Raw genomic sequence first — 20,394 nt, 5'->3', positions numbered from 1 at the left:
CGCTTCAGATCTCGCGTCGCTTGAGGAGATAGTCCAGGCCGCCAACGCGGAACCAGCGATAGGCGTAGGCATCCAGCAGCAGTTTATGCTTGCCATTCTTCTGCGCCTGGCTGCTGCCGTCATCGACGATATCGATCAGCGTTGCTCCATCGTCATCGAGGCCTACGTCGAACTCGACCTCCACCGGGGTGGGGTTGAGGTTGTGGACCACGAGGACGGAGTTTTCCCGCCAGTCGTAGCGCAGCGCCAGCACGCCCTTGTCGCCGGTATCGAGCGGCACGCAATCGCCCCAACCGATTTCCGGCGCTTCCTTGCGCATGCGGATCAGGCGTTCCATCCAGTTCAGCATGGAGTTCGGGTCGCGCCGCTGCTGGGCGACATTGGTGTGCTCGAAGCCGAAGGCGCCGCCGCTGATGACAGGAAGAACCGGCTTTTCGTTCTTGCTGAAGCCGCCCTGCGGCTCTGTTGACCACTGCATAGGCGTGCGGGCACAATTGCGCTCCGGCAGCGAGAGGTCGTCGCCCATGCCGATTTCGTCGCCGTAGCGGATGACTGGCGTGCCCGGCAGCGAGAACATCAGGCTATAGGCAAGCTCCAACCGGCGGCGGTCGCCCTTGAGCATCGGCGCCAGACGCCGCCGGATGCCGCGATCATAAAGCTGCATGGATTTGTCCGGCCCGAATTCCGAAAATACGGTCTGGCGCTGTTTTTCCGACAGGCGGCCAAGATCGAGTTCGTCATGATTGCGCAAGAACATGCCCCATTGCGCCGTCTGCGGCCGGCTCATCGTGTCGGTGATCGCCTTGGTCAGGGGGCGGCCGTCTGCGCTTGCAAGCGCATAGAACAGCGCCTGGTTGACGTGGAAGTTGAACATCATCTGCATGCGCTCGCCGTCCTCGCCGAAGTAGTTGAGGTTCTCTTTCGGCACGACATTGGCTTCGGCAAGGATGATGCTGTCGCCCAGCCGCCACTGCAGGAATTCGCGGAACATCCGCAGCATGTCGTACTGCTCTTTCGGCTTCGTAACCTCGGCACCCTTTTCGGCGATCACGAACGGCACCGCATCCATGCGGAAGCCTGCCACGCCGAGCTGGATCCAGAAGCCCATGATCTTGAGGAGTTCAGCCTGCACATGCGGATTGGCGGTGTTGAGGTCCGGCTGGAAATCGTAGAACCGGTGAAAATAATATTGCTTCGCCTTTTCGTCGTAGGTCCAGGTGCTCTTCTGAACGCCCGGGAAAACCATGCCCTCGTCGGCATTGGCCGGCTTCTTGTCCGACCAGAGATACCAGTCGCGATACCGGGAGTCCGGATTGCTGCGGGCGTCCTGGAACCAGGGATGTTCGTCCGAGGTATGGTTGACCACGAGGTCGATCAGCACGCGGATGCCGCGCTGCTTGGCGCCATGGGTGAACTCCACGAAGTCGCCGAGCGTGCCGTAACGCGGGTTGACGTTGTAGTAATCGGAGACGTCATAGCCATCGTCGCGATCCGGCGATGTCTGGAAGGGCATGAGCCAAATGGCCGTGACGCCAAGACCGGCCAGATAATCGAGCCGTCGCTGCAGTCCCTGAAAGTCGCCGACCCCGTCGCCATTGGCATCCATGAAGGTTTCGACGGAAAGGCAGTAGACGACGGCATTCTTGTACCAGAGATCGTTGATCACGGATTGCTCCTGGGCCGGTTGCGGATCGGGGAGGCAATCCACAAAGGCCGGAATTGTTCCAGGCGCGCCCTTCCCGGTTCTCCCCCTCACTTACGTCATTCTGCGTATGTGGTTTCGTCCCGCCGCGACCGATAGTCCCTTAAGCAACGGTTAAGGTCTCGGTTGCGCAAGAACGAGAAGAGGGGTTCACCAATGGCTTTCAAGGCAAAACTGGGCGGCGCATTGCTTGCTGCCGTCATGTCCACGACGGCGCTTTCCGGCGCTTACGCTGCAGACGACACGATCAAGGTCGGCGTGCTGCATTCGCTTTCGGGCACCATGGCGATTTCGGAAACGACGTTGAAGGACGTCATGCTGATGCTCATCGAGGAGCAGAACAAGAAGGGCGGTCTTCTCGGCAAGAAGCTCGAAGCCGTCGTCGTCGATCCGGCCTCCGACTGGCCGCTGTTTGCCGAAAAGGCCCGCCAGCTGATCAGCCAGGACAAGGTTGCTGCCGTTTTCGGTTGCTGGACTTCGTCGTCGCGCAAGTCGGTCCTGCCGGTTTTCGAAGAGCTGAACTCGATCCTGTTCTACCCGGTCCAATACGAGGGTGAAGAGTCCTCGCGCAACATCTTCTACACCGGTGCCGCTCCGAACCAGCAGGCGATCCCGGCGGTCGATTACCTTGCCGACAACGAAGGCGTGAAGCGCTGGGTTCTGGAAGGCACCGACTACGTCTATCCGCAGACGACCAACAAGATCCTCAAGGCCTACCTGATGTCGAAGGGTGTCGCCGAAAGCGATATCCTGATCAACTACACGCCGTTCGGCTTCTCCGACTGGCAGACGGAAGTGTCGAAGATCAAGTCCTTCGGCTCGGCCGGCAAGAAGACCGCCGTCGTCTCGACCATCAATGGCGATGCCAACGTTCCGTTCTACAAGGAACTCGGCAACCAGGGCATCAAGGCGAAGGACATTCCGGTCGTCGCCTTCTCGGTCGGTGAAGAAGAGCTTGCCGGTCTCGACACCAAGCCGCTGGTCGGCCATCTCGCCGCCTGGAACTACTTCCAGTCCGTCGACGCGCCGATCAACGCCGAGTTCATCAAGGAATGGAAGACCTTCACCAAGAACCCGAAGCGCGTGACCAACGACCCGATGGAAGCTGCCTATATCGGCTTCAACGCCTGGGTGAAGGCTGTCGAGGCTGCCGGAACCACCAAGACCGACGCCGTTCTCGACGCGATCATCGGCGTATCCGTGCCGAACCTGTCGGGCGGTTACGCCACCGTGATGCCGAACCACCACATCACCAAGCCGGTGCTGATCGGTGAAATCCAGGCGGACGGCCAGTTCGACATCGTTCAGCAGACGGCCCAGGTCGTCGGCGACGAATGGTCCGACTATCTGCCCGACTCGAAGAACCTGATCTCCGACTGGCGCAAGCCGATGTCCTGCGGCAACTTCAACGTCGCTTCCGGCAAGTGCGGCGGCAAGGGCATGTAATCGGAGGGAAACCCCTCCCCACCCTCCCCACAAGGGGGAGGGCTTAACCTAGCCGATCCGCCGAAGCTCAGTTAAGGCAGGCGGTTGCCGCAAGTTTTCTCCCCCCTTGTGGGGGAGATGGCCGGCAGGCCAGAGGGGGTGAAGCCACACTCTGGCCTTGCCGACTGCGAACCGCCGCTATCGATCAATGACGCTACAGCATGTCGCGCAAAAGTGTGCAGCGGTTTTGCGATAACGACATGCGACGAACCAAAGACTTAAAGTGTGAGGAGCGAATCTGAAAGATCGCGACACGCTTTAGTAGGCGGATGAGGGGCTACATCATGATATTTAGAACTTTCGTCCAGGCCTTTTTTGCCTGCTTTATTCTCTCCTTTTCAGTACCCGCCTTTGCGCAGTCCGGTGCCGATCCGAAGCCGCTGATCGATGGGCTTGCCAAGGCCGATTTTGCCGAAGCCGAGACGCTGATCGGCCAAATCGCTGCGACCGGCGATGTTCGGGTGGTTCCGGCGCTGGACGCCTTTGCCGAAGGCGACCTCTATTTCCGCAAATCTGACAGCGCTGTGTTCATCGGCAAGACCGGCGATGCCGGCTTGGATCTGACCGATCCGCTGACGGGTGTTTCCGCCGGCACCGTGCCGAAGAGCGCCGTGACCAAGATCAAGATCAACAACAATCTTCGCCGCGTCATCAGTTCGGCCACGGGTGGGTTGACGCTGCTCAGCCCTGACCGGAGCGTCCGGCTCGCGGCGGCCGATGCGGTGCTTGCTTCCCCGGGTGCGGAAAATCTAGGCCTCGTCGAAGCAGCGCTTGCCAAGGAGACCGATCCCGAGGTCAAGCTGCGCATGACGGAGGCGCGGGCCGTCTCGGTGCTGTCCTCCGACCGGTCGATCGACGAAAAACGCGACGCGATCAGGACCATCAAGACGATCGGCGGCAACAATGCACTGAGCATCCTCAGTGCCGTTTCGGGCTCGATCGATCCGAGCCTCAAGGGCGACCTCGACGCAGCGCTCGCCGCCTTGCAGAGCGAGCAGAAGCTGTGGGACATGGCCCAGAACGTCTGGTACGGCCTGTCGCTCGGCTCGGTGCTGCTGCTGGCCGCCATCGGGCTTGCCATCACATTCGGCGTCATGGGCATCATCAACATGGCGCATGGCGAAATGGTCATGCTCGGGGCCTATTCGACCTTCATGGTCCAGGAGGTGATCCGCAACCATGCGCCCGGCCTGTTCGACTGGTCGCTGACGATTGCGCTACCGGTCGCCTTCCTCGTCACCGGCGCCGTCGGCCTGGTGATCGAACGTGCCGTGATCCGCTTCCTCTACGGCCGGCCGCTCGAAACGCTGCTCGCCACTTGGGGTGTGTCGCTCATCCTGCAGCAGACGATCCGCTCGATTTTCGGCCCCACCAACCAGGAGGTAGGCAATCCGTCCTGGATGTCCGGCTCCTTCCCGGTCGGCGGCATGACGATCACCTGGAACCGGATGTGGATCATCGTCTTCTCGCTCGTCATCTTCTTTGCGCTGCTCGTCGTCATGAAGAAATCGGCCTACGGGCTGAACATGCGGGCCGTTACCCAGAACCGCCGCATGGCGTCGTCCATGGGCATCCGCACACCTTGGGTCGATGCGCTCACGTTCGCGCTCGGCTCGGGCATTGCCGGCATAGCAGGCGTGGCGCTTTCCCAGATCGACAACGTCTCGCCGAACCTGGGGCAGAGCTACATCATCGACAGCTTCATGGTCGTGGTGTTCGGCGGTGTGGGCAATCTTTGGGGTACGCTGGTAGGCGCTCTGTCGCTTGGTGTCCTCAACAAGTTCCTCGAACCTTCCGTCGGAGCGGTGCTTGGCAAGATCCTCGTGCTCGTGCTGATTATCCTCTTCATCCAGAAACGTCCGCGCGGCCTGTTCGCGCTCAAGGGAAGGGCGGTGGAAGCATGATTTCCGGCTTTATTCTCCGCGCCCTCGAGGGCAAGATCGTCGTCGCGATCGCGGTCCTGATCGCCATCGCCATCCTGGTGCCTGTTCTCAACCTGCTGACCCCGCCCGACAGCGCGCTGCATATCCCGACCTATGCGATGTCGCTGTTCGGCAAATATCTCTGCTACGCGCTGCTGGCATTGGCGCTTGATCTCGTCTGGGGTTATTGCGGTATCCTCTCGCTCGGTCACGGCGCGTTCTTCGCGCTCGGCGGCTATGCGATGGGCATGTATCTGATGCGCCAGATCGGCCCGCGCGGCACTTACGGAAACCCGGTGCTGCCCGATTTCATGGTGTTCCTCAATTACAAGGAACTGCCGTGGTTCTGGTTCGGGATGGACTGGTTCGTCGTTGCCATGGCCATGGTGTTGCTGGTGCCCGGCCTACTTGCCTTCGTGTTCGGCTGGTTCGCCTTCCGCTCCCGCGTCAACGGCGTCTATCTGTCGATCATCACCCAGGCGATGACCTACGCGCTGATGCTCGCCTTCTTCCGCAACGACATGGGTTTCGGCGGCAATAACGGCCTCACCGATTTCAAGGACATTCTCGGCTTCCAGGTGCAGGCCGATGGAACGCGTGCCGTATTGTTTGCGCTGTCGGCGCTGGTGCTTGCACTCTGCCTGCTGACAGCGTCGGCGATCGTGCGCTCAAAATTCGGCAAGGTGCTGGTCGGTGTGCGCGATGCGGAGAGCCGGGTACGCTTCCTGGGCTTCCGCGTGGAGAACATGAAGCTCTTCACCTTCGTGGTGTCGGCGATGTTTGCAGGGATCGCCGGCGCTTTGTTCGTACCGCAGGTGGGCATCATCAACCCCGGTGAATTCGCGCCGGCCAATTCGATCGAAATCGTCGTGTGGACGGCGGTCGGCGGTCGCGGCACGCTGATCGGACCGATCATAGGCGCGGTGCTGGTCAATGCCGGAAAGAGCTTCTTCACCGGCGCCTTTCCGGAGTTCTGGCTGTTTGCGCTGGGCGGCCTGTTCATCTTCGTGACGCTGTTTTTGCCGCGCGGCATCGTCGGTACGATCCAGCATGGCTTCAAGGCACGCAAGGCTCTGAAGGCCGCAGCGGACGCAGAAAAGGGCAGGGGCGACGCCCAAACGGTGGCACAGGCAGTACAGGCAGCGGAGTGAAACGATGAACACGATTGCCGAAACCCGATCGAAAAGTCTGCTCTATCTGGAAAATGTCTCCGTCTCCTTCGACGGGTTCAAGGCGCTGAACTCGCTGTCCTTCGTGGTCGAGCCCGGCGAATTGCGGGCGATCATCGGTCCCAATGGTGCGGGCAAAACCACGATGATGGACATCATCACCGGCAAGACGCGGCCGGATACCGGCACGGTGCTGTTCGAGGATACGATCGACCTCACCAAAAAGGACGAGGCAGACATCGCCCAGCTCGGCATAGGGCGGAAGTTCCAGAAGCCGACCGTATTCGAAAGCCATACCGTCTGGGACAATCTGGAACTGGCGCTCAACCGCGACCGCGGCGTGTTTGGCACGCTATTCTACCGGCTTTCGGCAGAGGACAAGGCGCGTATCGAGGAGATCCTCGATACGGTTCGCCTGACGCATCGCGCCCAGGAATACGCGGCCAACCTCAGCCATGGGCAGAAGCAGTGGCTGGAGATCGGCATGCTTTTGGCGCAGGAACCGAAACTGCTGCTGGTGGACGAGCCTGTGGCCGGCATGACCGATGCGGAGACGGTGGAGACGGCGATCCTCTTGCGGGAGATCGCCAAGACCCGTTCGGTGGTTGTCGTTGAGCATGACATGGGCTTCATCCGCGACCTCGGCGTCAAGGTAACCTGCCTTGCGGAAGGTTCGGTCCTTGCCGAAGGGTCCATCGATTTCGTGTCGAGCGATCCGAAGGTGATCGAGAATTATCTGGGACGGTGAGGGGGCAAAAAAGACATGACAGTTGTGCCACTCGCACCCCCCTCTGCCCTGCCGGGCATCTCCCCCTCAAGGGGGGAGATCGGTTGTGGCGCTGCCGGTTGCCACCAATCTCCCCACCTGAGGGGGAGATGTCACGAAGTGACAGAGGGGGGCGATCTGGCGCCTAGCCATCATTTGGGAGTTCTACCATGCTGACAGTCGACAACGTCAACCTCCACTATGGTGCAGCTCAGGCCTTGCGCGGCGTGTCGGTTACCGCCGAGATGGGCAAGATCACTTGCGTGCTCGGCCGCAATGGGGTCGGAAAGTCGTCGTTGCTGAGGGCGGTCACCGGCCAGCACGCGATCAGCGGCGGCACGATCAGCTTCGGCGGCGAGGTGCTGAACGGGCTTGCGCCATATTCCAGAGCCAAGCACGGCATCGGTTACGTGCCGCAGGGCCGCGAGATCTTTCCGCTTTTGACCGTGCAGGAGAACCTGCAGAGCGGCTACGCACCGCTGGCGCGCAAGGACCGGTTCATCCCCGACGAGATCTTCACGCTCTTTCCGGTGCTCAAATCCATGCTGGGGCGGCGCGGCGGCGACCTGTCCGGTGGGCAGCAGCAGCAGTTGGCTATCGGCCGCGCCATGGTGACGCGCCCAAAGATTCTCGTGCTGGACGAACCGACCGAAGGCATTCAGCCATCGATCATCAAGGATATCGGCAGGGCGATCCGCTATCTGCGTGACTCGACCGGCATGGCGATCCTGCTGGTTGAACAGTATCTCGACTTCTGCCGCGAGCTTGCAGATCAAGTCTATATCATGGATCGTGGCGAGATTGTGCATGAGGGCGCGGCAGAGACGCTAGATACGGCGGAAGCAAGGCGGCATCTGACGGTCTGACGCCAAGAATATCACAGGCGAATGTTTGCATCCCCCCGCGGCGGATCAAGCATTTCAAACCACGACCGCCTATGTTAGTAGGGACGCATTAAATCAACACAAATATATTGTTGATGGCTGTTCGCACCCATGATGAGGCGCTGATGGATTTTGCCTTGGTAGCTGGTTACCTTTCTCGCTCCGCTCTTGTTCGCAGTGCTGCAGCAGGGGCCGTTTTTTTGGGCCTGATGGCATCGGCCGATGCCGCTTCCGCTGCAGGTTGCGGTGAGGTTATGCAGCCGGGCCGTCACCCGATCAGCTTCAACGTCGATGGTGTTTCGCGCTCGGGCGTGTACTTCATTCCGTCCGCCTATGACGGCAGCAAGAAGATGCCGGTGGTGTTCGACTTGCACGGCAGCAACAGCAATCCGGACGGACAGCTGAACCGCAGTTCCTGGGACAAGGTGGCCGAGAAGAACGGTTTCGTGGTGGTGGCGCTGCAGGGCAGCCTGCCGGGCAAGACCAGCGGCACGTTTGCCTGGAACGTGCCGTTCGTGCCGGTAAGCCAGACCATCATCCCCACCGGCGCGCAGGGCGGCATGGACGAGATGGCGTTCATTCAGCAGGCCGTGAAGACCGTGAAGCAGGAGTTTTGCATCGATCCCGCCCGCGTCTACGCATCGGGCTATTCCGGTGGCGGACGCATGCTGTCGGCTTATATTTGCTCCGGCCACGATGATTTCTCTGCCGCAGGCTTCGTGCATTCGCTACGTGCCGGTCGGCCTGTCGAAGTCGAGGGCAAGTGGCTGCCTGATCCTGTCAACTGCACTCCTGGCCGCCCGGTCTCCATCATGGCCTTTGCCGGTGTCAAGGACGGGCAGAACCCTTATTCCGGCGGCGGCAACGCCTATTGGCAATACGGGTTCAAGACGGCCATTCAGCGCTGGACGCAGCTCGACGGATGTAAGGGCAACGGCGACACGAAAACGGTCAACGGAGTGACCTTCAGCCTTTACGGCACCTGCCAGAACGGCGCGCGAATTGCGACCTATGTCTTCGACAATGGCACGCACGACTGGCCGAAACCTGTGCCATCGACGCAGGCGGTTCTTGCTGCGGCCAAGGATGGCGAAACGGGCATGGCAAAGGTCGTAAGCGTTTCTGCATCCAAGCCCGCCTTTGACGCCAATGTCGATCCGGCCTCGCGGATGTGGGACTTCTTCGGCAAGACGGATAGTTCGGATGTGGTCGCCACTGCGGCACCCGCCAAGGTCAATGCCGCAGCCAAGCCTGGCACGAGCGTTGCATCGGACTGCGCGACGGAAGCAGAAAATCAGGGGACTTCGTGCATCAGCAGCCAGCCCATCAATATGCGCCGCAGCGGGCAAGGGGTGCAGGGCGCCTTGTAACCAAGGCTTTCGGCGGGCGTACACGGCTCGCTGAGTTCTTCCAGGAAGGCTGCGCAAAAATTCGCCTTCCGGAAACCTATTCGCCTGAAATGGAGGCGATCCTCATCAATACGTCAGGGGGACTGACGGGCGGCGACGTGATCGAATGGTCCGTCGCCGCCGCGGCTTCCACCAGCCTCTGCGTCACCACGCAGGCGAACGAGAAGATCTATAAGGCCGCCGCCGGCACGGCATCCGTCTCCACCCACATCACCGTCGGCGACAACGCCTCTGTCCATTGGCTTCCTCAGGAAACCATCCTCTTCGACCGCTCATCGCTGACCCGCCGGCTCGACGTGGACCTCGCAGCCGATTCGGAATTTCTCGCCGTGGAAGCCGTGCTGCTCGGGCGCAAGGCGATGGGCGAAGCCGTCCACAACGGCTTCTTCCGCGACCGCTGGCGGATCCGCCGAAACGGGCAGTTGATCCACGCAGAAGAGATGCGGTTCGAAGGCGAGATCGCACAGCTTTCGCAAGCTGCGGCTGTACTTTCCGGGCAGGTTGCCTTTGCGACGCTTTTCTATACCGGACCTTCTGCGGAGACACTGCTTCCCCGGCTTCGCGCTTGTATCGAGACCATGTCGGACGGTGTCACCGTCTGGACTGGCGGGGCCAGCCAGTGGAACGGCAAGCTAATCGCCCGGCTGATGGCGCCGACGGGATATGATCTGAGAAAAATCCTGACACCGGCAATTTCCGTATTGCGCAAAGGCGCGCCAGTGCCGAAAGTCTGGAACATCTAAAGTCATGACGGGATTCCCATGAACCTGACACCGCGAGAAAAAGACAAGCTGCTGATCTCCATGGCAGCCATAGTCGCACGCCGCAGGCTGGAGCGCGGCGTCAAGCTGAACTACCCGGAGGCGATTGCGCTGATTACGGATTACGTCGTCGAAGGCGCGCGCGACGGCCGCTCCGTGGCAGACCTGATGGAAGCCGGCGCTCATGTGGTGACGCGGGACCAGGTCATGGAGGGCATCCCCGAGATGATCCACGACGTGCAGGTGGAGGCCACCTTTCCCGACGGCACCAAGCTCGTCACTGTCCATGAACCGATAAGGTGAGGTGACGACATGCTGGAACTTCGACCCAATTGCGAATGCTGCGACCGTGATCTGCCGCCGGAAAGTCGTGACGCCATGATCTGCACATTCGAATGCACCTATTGCGTGGAGTGTGCCACCGGCGCGCTTAACGGCATTTGCCCCAATTGCAGCGGTGAACTGGTGCGCCGCCCGGTACGTCCGGCCGCTGCACTGGCACGACATCCGGCGTCTGCCAAACGTGTTCTGAAAGCCGAGGGATGTCCGCCCAAGGCGGCATAGGGGAGGAAGCGATGATACCTGGTGAAGTAATCGCCGCTAAAGGCGAAATCGAGCTTAACGCGGGTGCGCCGACTGTGACGGTCGAGGTTTCCAATACCGGCGACCGCCCGGTCCAGGTGGGCAGTCATTATCATTTCTTCGAAACGAATAACGGCCTTGCCTTCGATCGGGAGACGGCGCGCGGCATGCGTCTCGATATTCCGGCAGGAACGGCAGTGCGCTTCGAGCCTGGCCAGACGCGGTCCGTGACGCTGATCCCGCTTTCGGGCAGGCGTCACGTCTACGGGTTCCAGCAGAAGATCATGGGGCCGCTGTGAACGGGCAACGGCAGCGCCGTGAATTGACGAAGTCAGAGAAAGAACGCCAATGTTGAAGAGCTTGCTGCTGCCACTGCTGTGCGGCTGCGTTCTCCTGCAAGATGCGCCGGTGGATGCGCAGGAGCCGAAAGTGGATTGCGAGACGACGGAAATCCAGGTCGAGATGACCTTCTGCTCCGAACAGCAATACAACGTCGCTGACAAGCGGCTCAACTCGCAATATCAGGCAGCTCGGAAGGTAATGAAGGCCTGGGATGCCGATGCCATGGAAGGCTCCGATAGCGCCGATGCGGCCTTCGTGAAGGCCCAAAGAGCCTGGGTGGCATATCGCGACGCACAATGTGAGTCCTACGGCTTTCAGGGCCATGGCGGCAGCATAGAGCCACAGCTTATCTACGATTGCCAACGCGACCTGACAGAAAAGCGCACTGCCGAGATCAAGGAACTTGCCGAAGCGATGGGGAACTGACCGTCGCCTGACGCCGGCTTCGCCGAACTCTTCCGAAATATAGAGGTAGACCGACCATGCCCTACAAGATGTCCCGCGCCGCCTATGCCTCGATGTTCGGTCCGACCACCGGCGACAAGGTCAGGCTGGCCGACACGGAGCTCTTCATCGAAGTTGAGAGGGACTTCACCACCTATGGCGAAGAGGTGAAATTCGGCGGCGGCAAGGTGATCCGCGACGGCATGGGCCAGAGCCAGGCGACGCGCCGCGAGGGGGCCGTGGACACGGTCATTACCAATGCGCTGATCGTAGACCACTCCGGCATCTACAAGGCCGATGTCGGCCTGAAGGACGGCCGCATCCATGCCATCGGCAAGGCAGGCAATCCCGATACGCAGCCGGGAGTGACGATCATCGTCGGGCCTTCGACAGAGGCGATCGCAGGCGAGGGAAAGATCCTGACGGCCGGCGGCATGGACGCGCATATCCACTTCATCTGCCCGCAGCAAATCGAGGAAGCGCTGATGAGCGGCGTTACCACGATGCTTGGCGGCGGCTCGGGTCCCGCCCACGGCACGCTTGCCACGACTTGCACCGGGGCCTGGCATATCGAGCGGATGATCGAGAGCTTCGATGGTTTTCCGATGAACTTGGCGCTCGCTGGCAAGGGCAATGCCTCGCTTCCGGCGCCGCTGGAAGAAATGATCCTTGCCGGCGCTTCCTCTCTGAAGCTGCACGAGGATTGGGGCACGACGCCGGCCGCAATCGACAATTGCCTGACTGTTGCCGACGAATTCGACGTTCAGGTGATGATCCACACCGACACGCTGAACGAAAGCGGCTTCGTCGAGGATACGGTCAATGCCATTCGCGGGCGCACCATCCATGCCTTCCACACGGAGGGAGCTGGCGGCGGCCATGCGCCGGATATCATCAAGATTTGCGGCAATCCGAATGTCATTCCGTCATCCACCAATCCGACGCGGCCCTATACGGTCAATACGCTTGCCGAGCATCTGGACATGCTGATGGTCTGCCATCACCTGTCGCCGTCCATTCCCGAAGACATTGCCTTTGCCGAAAGCCGCATCCGCAAGGAAACGATTGCCGCGGAAGACATCCTCCACGATATCGGCGCCTTCTCGATCATCTCGTCGGACAGCCAGGCGATGGGCCGGGTCGGCGAGGTGGCGATCCGCACCTGGCAGACGGCCGACAAGATGAAACACCAGCGCGGGCAGTTGAAGGAAGAAACCGGCGATAACGACAACTTCCGCGTTCGTCGCTACATCGCCAAGTACACGATCAACCCGGCAATCGCCCATGGCGTCAGCCACGAGATCGGCTCCGTGGAAGTGGGAAAACGCGCAGACCTGGTGCTGTGGAACCCGGCCTTCTTCGGCGTGAAGCCGGAAATGGTGCTGCTCGGGGGCTCGATCGCCGCTGCTCCGATGGGAGACCCGAACGCCTCCATCCCGACGCCGCAGCCCATGCACTACCGCCCGATGTTTGCGGCTTACGGGAAGCTGAGGACCAATTCTTCGGTCACCTTTGTCAGCCAGGCCTCACTCGATGCCGGTCTTTCGCAGCGTCTCGGCGTCGCCAAGAAGCTGGTGGCGGTGAGGAATGTCCGCGGCGGTATATCCAAAGCCTCTATGATCCACAATTCGCTGACGCCGCATGTGGAGGTCGATCCGGAAACCTACGAGGTGCGGGCTGATGGCGAGCTTCTGACCTGTGAGCCCGCAACCGTGCTGCCCATGGCGCAGCGCTATTTCCTGTTTTAGACGCTCAAACGAACAGAAGATGCAGGATTAGGCACACCAGAGCCACAAGGAACAAGCAAAGAGATGCGGCCGCAATAGCTTTTACCGGAGGCATTTCAATTATTTTCGGCTTCTCATGCTGAAGCCGAGGGATCACCAGCAGGAAAAGATAAACTGAGGCTAGAAAGGAGAGAAAGAAGGCGCTGATCGAGATCCACAGAAGTGGACCGGACTCGGTTTCGGAAAAACGCGTTGCGCCAACCAATAATGCGAGTGCGATTGAGATGTCCGCACTCGCTATCACTCTGAAGGAGCCCAGCAGCTCCTTTGTCGATTCCTTGTTGCCATCATCCATCACGACGCCTTCTTGAAGAGGTCGCTGAAGTAGGGTGCCCAGTCATGGTCAGCTCTCTTGTCCTGGAATTTTTTCGATTTCGGAGTCACGTTCAGCTCGGCTTGCCGTAACGCGCAAGCTCTTCGCCAGCAGCCGGCGAACTCCTGGAAATTGCGGTATCCCAATTCGCAAGGAACTTTGGTGCCAGCCGCGACGGGAAATGCTTCCAGATCGCCGATCGCATGTGCGAAATGCCCCACGGCATTGATCTGCAGCCTCAGGGCTTCATCGACGTACCATGATGTCCAGTCGTCAAACGATTTTTCCGTGTGTTCGACCGATTTCTGGATAAGCTCCGCGTCAAGCTTCTCACAAAGCGCTTCCATGAAGCGGCTTATCGAAGCCCTGAGATTGCTACATGGGCCCACGTCCCTAAAGTCGAAATATGAAATCAGGTGTACATCGAGCCTTCTGGTTACTTTCGGTCCTATGATCGCGCCGTCCATCCATTCCTCCTCCGAAAGCTGCAATCTACTTATGATTTAATATAATCAGCAATAAACTTTTTAAGTGCATACGGTTGTCTGTGACAAGTTGGCGTTTCTGCGTGATCTGTTGAACACCTATCCGGAGACGCTTTTTTGAAGGTCTGCACACCAGCGCCCTTGTGCTCGACGCTTCGGTTGACGATGATGGCAAAGCTTTTGCATTCAAAGAGTTATTCATGCAGCACATCCATTCCTACCGCCCGGCCGGCGAGGTCAGTGACCCACCGATCGATGTCGTGACGCTCCCGCATGACCTGCGCCATCTGCGCCGCAAGCTCCTGCATCTGTCGAACGGCGACATGGTCATGCTCGACCTCAAGGAGGCCGTGCTTTTCCATGACGGCGACCGGCTGGTCCTGGATAATGGCGACACGGTGGAAATCCAGGCAGCGCCTGAAAAGCTGTTCGAAATCAAGGCGCACGATACACTGCACCTCATCGAGCTTGCCTGGCATCTTGGCAACCGGCACTTGTCGGCCCAGATCGAGGACAGCCGCATCCTCATCCTGCGCGACCACGTGATCCGCGCCATGCTTGAAGGATTGGGAGCCCAGGTCGTGGAGGTCGAGGAGCCGTTCCAGCCGGCGCGAGGAGCTTATCACGGCCATGGAGGTCATTCGCATGGCGGGCACGATCACCATGGCCATTCACACGATTGAGGGCAGATGACCCGGAGCGTGGGGAGCGATCAGCTGACGGAACCGGCAGCATCAGGCGGAACTCAGGCATTGCTTCGGCTTATGGCCTGGCTGTCGCCGGCCTTCCCGATCGGCGGCTTTGCCTATTCCGGTGGGCTGGAGCGGGCGGTGCACGACAAGCTTATCGCTGATGCGGCAGGGCTTGCGGACTGGCTGGGCATTCTCCTGCAGCATGGCAGCCTGTGGACAGATGGTGTCCTGCTGGTAGAGGCTTGGCGTAGCTATACCGATCAGGCAGCACTTGCGGAAGTCGCAGAGCTTGGGCTCGCGCTAGCAGGTTCGGCCGAGCGCTATGCCGAAACTTCGTCGCTCGGACGCGGGTTTGTCGCGGCGGCGGCGGCCTGGCCGTCCAGTGTCTTTGAAATCCTGCCCAAGGACCTTCCCTTTCCAGTGGCGGTCGGCGCCGTTTCGGCTGCGCATGGAGTTGGAGTGGAGCAGGCGCTCGCGGCCTATCTGCATGCAGCTACTTCGCAGGCCGTGTCGGCTGCCATTCGGCTCAATGTCTGCGGCCAGAGGCAGGGTCTTGGCGTGCTGGCCGGGAGTGAACCGGCAATCGAGGCTTTTGCCGCAGGCGCGCCGCTTCTGACACTGGACGATCTCGGTAGCGCGGCGGTGCAGGCAGACATTGCCTCATTGCGCCACGAAACACAGCATTCCCGGCTTTTCCGCTCTTGAGGCGAGTAGACAGTAGAAGAACGAGAAGGACACAGGACATGAAATCGGCAAACGGTCCCCTGCGTGTCGGCATTGGTGGCCCCGTGGGGTCGGGCAAGACGGCACTGACGGAGAAGCTCTGTAAAGCGCTGCGCGACGACTATTCGATCGCAGTCGTCACCAACGACATCTACACCACGGAAGATGCAGAGGCGCTGGTGCGGATGCAGGCACTTTCATCCGATCGTATCGTCGGGGTCGAGACCGGCGGATGTCCGCACACGGCGATTCGCGAGGACGCGACGATCAACCTGCAGGCCATTGCAGGTCTGAACGAGCGTTTTCCCGATCTGGACCTCGTGTTCATCGAATCCGGCGGTGATAATCTGGCAGCCACTTTCTCACCCGATCTGGCCGACATTACCATTTACGTGATCTCCACCTGCCAGGGCGAGGAGATCCCTCGTAAAGGCGGACCCGCCATCACCCGCTCGGATCTGCTGATCATCAACAAGAAGGATCTCGCTCCTTATGTTGGCGCCGATCTCGATGTCATGACACGGGATGCCATGCGCATGCGTGAGACCAAACCTTTCGTCTTCACCGATATGAAGAGGGGAGAGGGCGTGGACCATGTGGTGCGGTTTCTCAAGGAGCAGGGTGGACTCTGAACGCTTCTCAGAACGCTAAAATAAGCCGGCAATCCTCGGCGGCTGCAGCCCCGATTGGGAAATTCATCCGCCAGTGGCGCGCATCCGGTTTGGTTATTCTGCTGCTGGAGACGCGAGAGTATGTCAGACGTTGCGGAGGTTGGCGACATCGACCACTTGGATGGCGCGTCCCCGAACCGTGACGCCAGACTTGCGGAGGGTCGAGAAGGCGCGGGAGAGGGCCTCCGGGGCAAGTCCGAGCATACCGGCCAGCAGGCTTTTCTGGAAGGGGAGCCGGATCAACGCAGGACCGCCATCCACGGGACAGCGCGCCAGGATGTAATTAGCTACTCTTTGTGGGGCCGTGAACAACCGGTCATTTGCGACGCAGTCTATGATACTCAAGAGATGCCGCGACAGCGAGGCCATGACGGCCTGTGCCACGTCCTTCTCTTCGCTGGCAATATCGCGAATCATCTGCATGTCGAATGCGGCAAGCGCGCTGTGCTCTGCCGTCTGCGCGTTATAGGCATAGGCATTGTCACTGTAGAGCAGACATTCGGCAAAGCTATCGCCGGGGCCGCAAATGCGGATGTCCGCCTCGCGTCCCTCATGGCTGAGCCGGTAGAGACGGACATAGCCGCTCAACACGCAGTAGAAGAGTTCGGCTTTTTCACCTTCACGGAAGATGGAATGGCGCACCGGAAGATTAAGCACCGACATCGCCGACAGCACACGGATGGCAGAATTTGTGCTCAAGCCTTGCATGAAGGAAGTCTTCATCAACACCGCACGGTCACGATTGTCGAGCTTGGAATTGCTGTTCATCGCGTCTGCCGTTCTTCCATTACATGAAGCCGTTAAGCTTTCGAATGGCTTAGACTATCACTTCTAGCAAGAAGAGATTTGACGTCGATCAAATTACGTCTCTTTTTCTTGCCGCTGCGCAGTAAGGCTCGCTCCGGTTATTCCGCAGCCATCGGCGGCAGGCGTAGGACATTGCTGCCTGTCTGCCCGCCGGGCGAGCTGTCATTGGTATTGGTATTGGTATTGGCATTGGTCTGGCGCTCGACGCGGGACAGGCGCTCGTCGATAACCGCAAGTGACTGCGCATTCTGGCGCTGCCCCCGGCCGAGTTCTTCGGCGGAGAGGTCCGTTTCCTCTTCTTCCTTCTTGCCGACGAAGCGCCCGAATATGCGGCCGAGCAGCCGCGACAGGTCGTCCATGATAAGGAAGAAGGAGGGCACGACTACAAGCGAAAGAACGGTGGAGACGATGATGCCACCAATCACCGCAATCGCCATGGGGGCGCGGAAGGAGCCGCCTTCACCTACACCCATGGCCGAGGGAAGCATGCCGGCTGACATGGCGATCGAGGTCATGATGATGGGGCGGGCGCGCTTGCGGCCAGCTTCCACCATGGCATGAACCCGTTCCAGGCCGTGCCGCTTCATCTCGATCGCAAAATCCACGAGCAAGATGGCGTTTTTCGTAACGATGCCCATCAGCATCAGGATGCCGATCAGAACCGGCATGGAGAGCGCGTTCTGTGTCACGAACAGCGCCACGGCCACCCCGCCAATGGCGAGCGGCAACGAGAAGAGGATGGTGAAGGGCTGGATGACATCCTTGAAGAGAAGGATCAGCACCACCAGCACCAGCAGAAGCCCCATCAGCATGGCATTGCCGAAGCTCTTGACCATTTCGCCTTGGACTTTGGCATCGCCGCTTTCGGCGAGGTGGACCGTCTTCGGGATATCCGCCTCGGCGACGATCCGCTTGAATTCGGCCGTTGCCGTGTCGAGCGCCGTGCCATTCGGAACGTCCGAGCCGATCGCGACAACGCGGTTGCGATTGTTGCGCTTTATGGAGCTCGGGCCTTCGGAATAGTCGATATCGGCAACGCTGTAGAGCGGGACGGTCGCGCCCGATGCGGTCTTGACCTTCAGGCCGCGAATGCTCGATAGGTTCCGGCGCATGTCGAGCGAGGTCTGCACGCGGATGGGGATCTGTCGGTCATCCAGAGAGATCTTGGCGAGGTTCGCGTCAATGTCACCGATCGTTGCGATACGAACCGTCTCTGCGATCTGTTGCGGGGTGATGCCCAGCCGCGAGGCTTCGGCCATGCGCGGCCTGATCTGCAGCTCGGGACGCGGAAGAGCGCCTTCGGACGATACGTTTGCGAGGATAGGCGAGGCCCGCAGCTTGGACTCGAGCAGGCTCACCGCATCGTTCAGGTCATCCTCGTTGGAGGACAGGAAGTTGAAGGTGACGTCGCGCTCGGCGCGGTCGTTGACCTTGGAAATCCGGACGTCCGGAATGGAACCGACGGCGGCGAAGATATCCTTTTCCACATCCCATTGCGGACGGGCGCGACCATGCTCCTCCACCCGAGGCACATATTGCCCGATCAGGGGCAGCCGGCCGAGGCCCTTGTTGACGAGAGCCTTGACCAGCGAGTGGTCGATGTTCTGGAGGATCACGCGGACAGTGGCCCGGCGAAGCTCAAGGTCGCCCTTGGGCGAAGCGCCGCCAAGCACGAAGACGCTCTGGACGCCATCGATATGGCGAACCGCCTGATCGATTTTTTCGGTGGTCGATGCGGTCTCATCCAGTGTGGCATTGGGCGGCAATTCGACGGAGAGCACGACACGCGAGTTGTCGTCCGGCGGCAGGAAGCTGCCGGGCACGCGGCTGAGGAGAAGGATGGAGCCGGCAAGAAAGACGATTGCGGCCAGCAGCGTCGCATAACGCCAGTACCAGCGGCGGGTCGTGCCGGTGACGAGGCGCGTATAAGCCTTCATGATCCAGCCGTCATTGTCTGCATGGTCTTCCATCGCGTCTTCGGCCCGCATCAGATAGGCGGCCATCAGCGGCGTGATGAGGCGCGCCACCATGAGCGAAAAGAAGACCGAGAAGGCGACAGTCAGGCCGAACTGGATGAAGTATTGTCCCGGGATGCCGGGCATGAAGGACACGGGCACGAAGACGGCAATGATGGTGAAGCTGGTCGCGATCACCGCCAGGCCGATTTCGTCTGCTGCTTCCAGCGCGGCGCGATAGGGCGTCTTGCCCATTTTGATGTGCCGGGCGATGTTCTCGATCTCGACGATCGCGTCATCGACCAGAATGCCGGTCGCAAGGGTCAGAGCGAGAAAGCTGACGAGGTTCAGCGAGAACCCCATCATGTTCATGATCCAGAAGGTCGGGATGGCCGAGAGCGGCAAAGCAACGGCCGCGATCAATGTGGCGCGCCAGTTTCTAAGGAACAGGAATACCACGATGACGGCAAGGATCGAGCCTTCCATCAGCGTGTGAAGGGCTGCTTCGTAATTGCCGTAGGTGAAGTAGACTGAATCATCGACCATGGCGATATCGACGTCAGGATGCGCCTTGCGCACAATGTCGAGGCTGGACGCGACGGTCTCCGCCACGGAAACTTCACTAGCGCCCTTGGCCCGGAAGACTGCAAAGGTGACGGCCGCGGTTCCGTTGAAGCGCGCAAATGACTTCGGCTCTTCATAGGTGTCGGCTACCGTGCCGAGCTCTGACAGTTTTACGAAGCGGCCGTTGGGCAGGGTGATGGTGGTATCGGCGAGCTGCGCCACGTTGCGGGCATCGCCCAGAGTGCGGATGGTCTGTTCATTGCCTGCCACCTGACCGCGGCCGGATCCCAGATCGACATTGGTGCCGCGCATCTGCTGGTTCACGTCGGCAGCGGTGATGCCATAGGCATCCAGCTTGTCCGGATTCAGCGAGACGCGGACTTCGCGGTCGGCGCCGCCGTAGCGGTCAATACGCCCGATGCCGGCCTGTCCCTGCAGGGCGCGTTTAATCGTGTCGTCTACGAACCAGGAGATTTCCTCCAGTGTCATATTGGGCGAGGACACGGCAAAGGTCTGGATCGCCTGGCCTTCCACATCCACCTTGCTGACGATCGGTTCCTCGATGCCGGCAGGAAGATCGCCGCGGATCTTGTCGATCGCATCCTTGGTATCCTGCACCGCCTCTTCGGTCGGCTTCTCGATGCGGAAGACGACGACGGTCTGCGACTGTCCGTCTGTTATGGTCGACTGGACCTCGTCGATGCCGCTGATCGACGCGACGGCGTCCTCGACTTCCTTTGTCACCTGCATTTCCAGCTCGGCTGGGGACGCGCCGCTCTGGGTGACGGTGATGGAAACGACCGGCACATCGATATTTGGGAAGCGGGTGATCGGCAGGGCATAGAAAGCCTGGATGCCGACAAACATCAGAAGCGCGAAGGCGAGGAGCGGTGCGATGGGGTTGCGGATCGACCAGGCGGAGAAGTTCATC

At 60.2% G+C, this 20,394-nt stretch carries 20 protein-coding genes; 15 read left to right on the top strand and 5 right to left on the bottom strand.

The window, feature by feature from the left end:
* Positions 1 to 4: 4 nt before the first annotated feature.
* Positions 5 to 1,666, bottom strand: a complete 1,662-nt coding sequence (locus EPK99_RS09965) for an alpha-amylase family protein (RefSeq protein WP_128442868.1) — start codon at positions 1,664 to 1,666, stop codon at positions 5 to 7.
* A 192-nt stretch (positions 1,667 to 1,858) separates the two neighbouring features.
* On the opposite strand from EPK99_RS09965, the gene urtA reads away from it, so the two are divergent.
* The 12 genes from urtA (at position 1,859) to ureC (ending at position 13,214) form a co-directional block, all read left to right on the top strand.
* Complete coding sequence (gene urtA / locus EPK99_RS09960; protein WP_128442867.1) at positions 1,859 to 3,148, top strand: urea ABC transporter substrate-binding protein; 1,290 nt, start codon at positions 1,859 to 1,861, stop codon at positions 3,146 to 3,148.
* Between the two features lie 323 nt (positions 3,149 to 3,471).
* Complete coding sequence (urtB, locus tag EPK99_RS09955) at positions 3,472 to 5,091, top strand: urea ABC transporter permease subunit UrtB (protein ID WP_128442866.1); 1,620 nt, start codon at positions 3,472 to 3,474, stop codon at positions 5,089 to 5,091.
* Positions 5,088 to 6,260, top strand: a complete 1,173-nt coding sequence (gene urtC / locus EPK99_RS09950; RefSeq protein WP_128442865.1) for an urea ABC transporter permease subunit UrtC — start codon at positions 5,088 to 5,090, stop codon at positions 6,258 to 6,260. Before urtB ends, urtC begins: the two co-directional genes overlap by 4 nt.
* A 4-nt stretch (positions 6,261 to 6,264) precedes the next feature.
* Positions 6,265 to 7,026, top strand: coding sequence for an urea ABC transporter ATP-binding protein UrtD (urtD, locus tag EPK99_RS09945; protein WP_128442864.1), 762 nt, complete (start codon positions 6,265 to 6,267; stop codon positions 7,024 to 7,026).
* Positions 7,027 to 7,214: 188 nt separating this feature from the next.
* A complete protein-coding gene (gene urtE / locus EPK99_RS09935; RefSeq protein ID WP_128442863.1) occupies positions 7,215 to 7,910 on the top strand; it encodes an urea ABC transporter ATP-binding subunit UrtE in 696 nt (231 codons plus the stop codon).
* A 113-nt stretch (positions 7,911 to 8,023) separates the two neighbouring features.
* Positions 8,024 to 9,298 (top strand): CE1 family esterase, encoded by a 1,275-nt coding sequence (locus EPK99_RS09930; protein ID WP_128442862.1) that lies wholly within the window; start codon positions 8,024 to 8,026, stop codon positions 9,296 to 9,298.
* Positions 9,235 to 10,080, top strand: a complete 846-nt coding sequence (locus tag EPK99_RS09925) for an urease accessory protein UreD (RefSeq protein ID WP_128442861.1) — start codon at positions 9,235 to 9,237, stop codon at positions 10,078 to 10,080. The genes EPK99_RS09930 and EPK99_RS09925 overlap by 64 nt, the downstream gene beginning before the upstream one ends.
* 18 nt (positions 10,081 to 10,098) lie before the next feature.
* Positions 10,099 to 10,401, top strand: a complete 303-nt coding sequence (locus EPK99_RS09920) for an urease subunit gamma (RefSeq protein ID WP_128442860.1) — start codon at positions 10,099 to 10,101, stop codon at positions 10,399 to 10,401.
* A 9-nt stretch (positions 10,402 to 10,410) separates the two neighbouring features.
* Positions 10,411 to 10,662: a DUF1272 domain-containing protein gene (locus tag EPK99_RS09915; RefSeq protein WP_128442859.1), complete on the top strand. Its 252-nt coding sequence runs from the start codon at positions 10,411 to 10,413 to the stop codon at positions 10,660 to 10,662.
* 11 nt (positions 10,663 to 10,673) lie between these two features.
* A complete protein-coding gene (locus EPK99_RS09910) occupies positions 10,674 to 10,979 on the top strand; it encodes an urease subunit beta (protein ID WP_128442858.1) in 306 nt (101 codons plus the stop codon).
* A gap of 49 nt (positions 10,980 to 11,028) precedes the next feature.
* Positions 11,029 to 11,448, top strand: a complete 420-nt coding sequence (locus EPK99_RS09905; RefSeq protein ID WP_128442857.1) for a lysozyme inhibitor LprI family protein — start codon at positions 11,029 to 11,031, stop codon at positions 11,446 to 11,448.
* 56 nt (positions 11,449 to 11,504) lie between these two features.
* Positions 11,505 to 13,214: an urease subunit alpha gene (ureC, locus tag EPK99_RS09900; protein ID WP_128442856.1), complete on the top strand. Its 1,710-nt coding sequence runs from the start codon at positions 11,505 to 11,507 to the stop codon at positions 13,212 to 13,214.
* A gap of 4 nt (positions 13,215 to 13,218) precedes the next feature.
* Here ureC and EPK99_RS09895 read toward each other — a convergent pair whose 3' ends face one another.
* Both EPK99_RS09895 and EPK99_RS09890 read right to left on the bottom strand, forming a co-directional pair.
* Entirely contained in the window at positions 13,219 to 13,548 is a 330-nt protein-coding gene (locus EPK99_RS09895; protein ID WP_128442855.1) for a hypothetical protein, read from the bottom strand.
* The gene (locus EPK99_RS09890) at positions 13,548 to 14,033 is read right to left on the bottom strand and encodes a hypothetical protein (RefSeq protein ID WP_128442854.1); all 486 of its coding nucleotides are present in this window, start codon (positions 14,031 to 14,033) and stop codon (positions 13,548 to 13,550) included. Before EPK99_RS09890 ends, EPK99_RS09895 begins: the two co-directional genes overlap by 1 nt.
* A 218-nt stretch (positions 14,034 to 14,251) precedes the next feature.
* On the opposite strand from EPK99_RS09890, the gene ureE reads away from it, so the two are divergent.
* The 3 genes from ureE to ureG are packed head-to-tail and all read left to right on the top strand — an operon-like array spanning position 14,252 to position 16,098.
* The gene (gene ureE, locus EPK99_RS09885; RefSeq protein WP_128442853.1) at positions 14,252 to 14,734 is read left to right on the top strand and encodes an urease accessory protein UreE; all 483 of its coding nucleotides are present in this window, start codon (positions 14,252 to 14,254) and stop codon (positions 14,732 to 14,734) included.
* A 6-nt stretch (positions 14,735 to 14,740) separates the two neighbouring features.
* Positions 14,741 to 15,448, top strand: a complete 708-nt coding sequence (locus EPK99_RS09880) for an urease accessory protein UreF (protein WP_245582382.1) — start codon at positions 14,741 to 14,743, stop codon at positions 15,446 to 15,448.
* Between the two features lie 38 nt (positions 15,449 to 15,486).
* Positions 15,487 to 16,098, top strand: coding sequence for an urease accessory protein UreG (gene ureG / locus EPK99_RS09875; protein ID WP_128442852.1), 612 nt, complete (start codon positions 15,487 to 15,489; stop codon positions 16,096 to 16,098).
* Positions 16,099 to 16,221: 123 nt separating this feature from the next.
* Here the strand turns inward: ureG and EPK99_RS09870 are convergent, their stop codons facing one another.
* Together EPK99_RS09870 and EPK99_RS09865 are read right to left on the bottom strand one after the other, a co-directional pair.
* Positions 16,222 to 16,905: a Crp/Fnr family transcriptional regulator gene (locus EPK99_RS09870; RefSeq protein WP_128442851.1), complete on the bottom strand. Its 684-nt coding sequence runs from the start codon at positions 16,903 to 16,905 to the stop codon at positions 16,222 to 16,224.
* A gap of 137 nt (positions 16,906 to 17,042) precedes the next feature.
* Positions 17,043 to 20,393 carry an efflux RND transporter permease subunit gene (locus EPK99_RS09865; protein ID WP_128442850.1) on the bottom strand — a complete coding sequence of 1,117 codons (3,351 nt, stop codon included), beginning with the start codon at positions 20,391 to 20,393 and terminating at the stop codon, positions 17,043 to 17,045.
* Position 20,394: the final 1 nt, after the last annotated feature.

It is taken from the genome of Neorhizobium lilium (assembly GCF_004053875.1).
In the GTDB taxonomy this organism is placed as follows: domain Bacteria; phylum Pseudomonadota; class Alphaproteobacteria; order Rhizobiales; family Rhizobiaceae; genus Neorhizobium; species Neorhizobium lilii.
This window is presented reverse-complemented; position numbering and strand designations above follow the sequence as displayed.

Excerpts from the sequence above, each read along its gene's own strand:
- urtA (WP_128442867.1), top strand. The coding sequence starts at position 1,859 with ATGGCTTTCAAGGCAAAACTGGGCGGCGCATTGCTTGCTGCCGTCATG.
- urtB (WP_128442866.1), top strand. The coding sequence starts at position 3,472 with ATGATATTTAGAACTTTCGTCCAGGCCTTTTTTGCCTGCTTTATTCTC.
- urtC (WP_128442865.1), top strand. The coding sequence starts at position 5,088 with ATGATTTCCGGCTTTATTCTCCGCGCCCTCGAGGGCAAGATCGTCGTC.
- urtD (WP_128442864.1), top strand. The coding sequence starts at position 6,265 with ATGAACACGATTGCCGAAACCCGATCGAAAAGTCTGCTCTATCTGGAA.
- urtE (WP_128442863.1), top strand. The coding sequence starts at position 7,215 with ATGCTGACAGTCGACAACGTCAACCTCCACTATGGTGCAGCTCAGGCC.
- EPK99_RS09930 (WP_128442862.1), top strand. The coding sequence starts at position 8,024 with ATGGCTGTTCGCACCCATGATGAGGCGCTGATGGATTTTGCCTTGGTA.
- EPK99_RS09920 (WP_128442860.1), top strand. The coding sequence starts at position 10,099 with ATGAACCTGACACCGCGAGAAAAAGACAAGCTGCTGATCTCCATGGCA.
- EPK99_RS09915 (WP_128442859.1), top strand. The coding sequence starts at position 10,411 with ATGCTGGAACTTCGACCCAATTGCGAATGCTGCGACCGTGATCTGCCG.
- EPK99_RS09910 (WP_128442858.1), top strand. The coding sequence starts at position 10,674 with ATGATACCTGGTGAAGTAATCGCCGCTAAAGGCGAAATCGAGCTTAAC.
- EPK99_RS09905 (WP_128442857.1), top strand. The coding sequence starts at position 11,029 with ATGTTGAAGAGCTTGCTGCTGCCACTGCTGTGCGGCTGCGTTCTCCTG.
- ureC (WP_128442856.1), top strand. The coding sequence starts at position 11,505 with ATGCCCTACAAGATGTCCCGCGCCGCCTATGCCTCGATGTTCGGTCCG.
- EPK99_RS09895 (WP_128442855.1), bottom strand. The coding sequence starts at position 13,548 with ATGGATGATGGCAACAAGGAATCGACAAAGGAGCTGCTGGGCTCCTTC.
- EPK99_RS09890 (WP_128442854.1), bottom strand. The coding sequence starts at position 14,033 with ATGGACGGCGCGATCATAGGACCGAAAGTAACCAGAAGGCTCGATGTA.
- ureE (WP_128442853.1), top strand. The coding sequence starts at position 14,252 with ATGCAGCACATCCATTCCTACCGCCCGGCCGGCGAGGTCAGTGACCCA.
- EPK99_RS09880 (WP_245582382.1), top strand. The coding sequence starts at position 14,741 with ATGACCCGGAGCGTGGGGAGCGATCAGCTGACGGAACCGGCAGCATCA.
- ureG (WP_128442852.1), top strand. The coding sequence starts at position 15,487 with ATGAAATCGGCAAACGGTCCCCTGCGTGTCGGCATTGGTGGCCCCGTG.
- EPK99_RS09870 (WP_128442851.1), bottom strand. The coding sequence starts at position 16,905 with ATGAACAGCAATTCCAAGCTCGACAATCGTGACCGTGCGGTGTTGATG.
- EPK99_RS09865 (WP_128442850.1), bottom strand. The coding sequence starts at position 20,393 with ATGAACTTCTCCGCCTGGTCGATCCGCAACCCCATCGCACCGCTCCTC.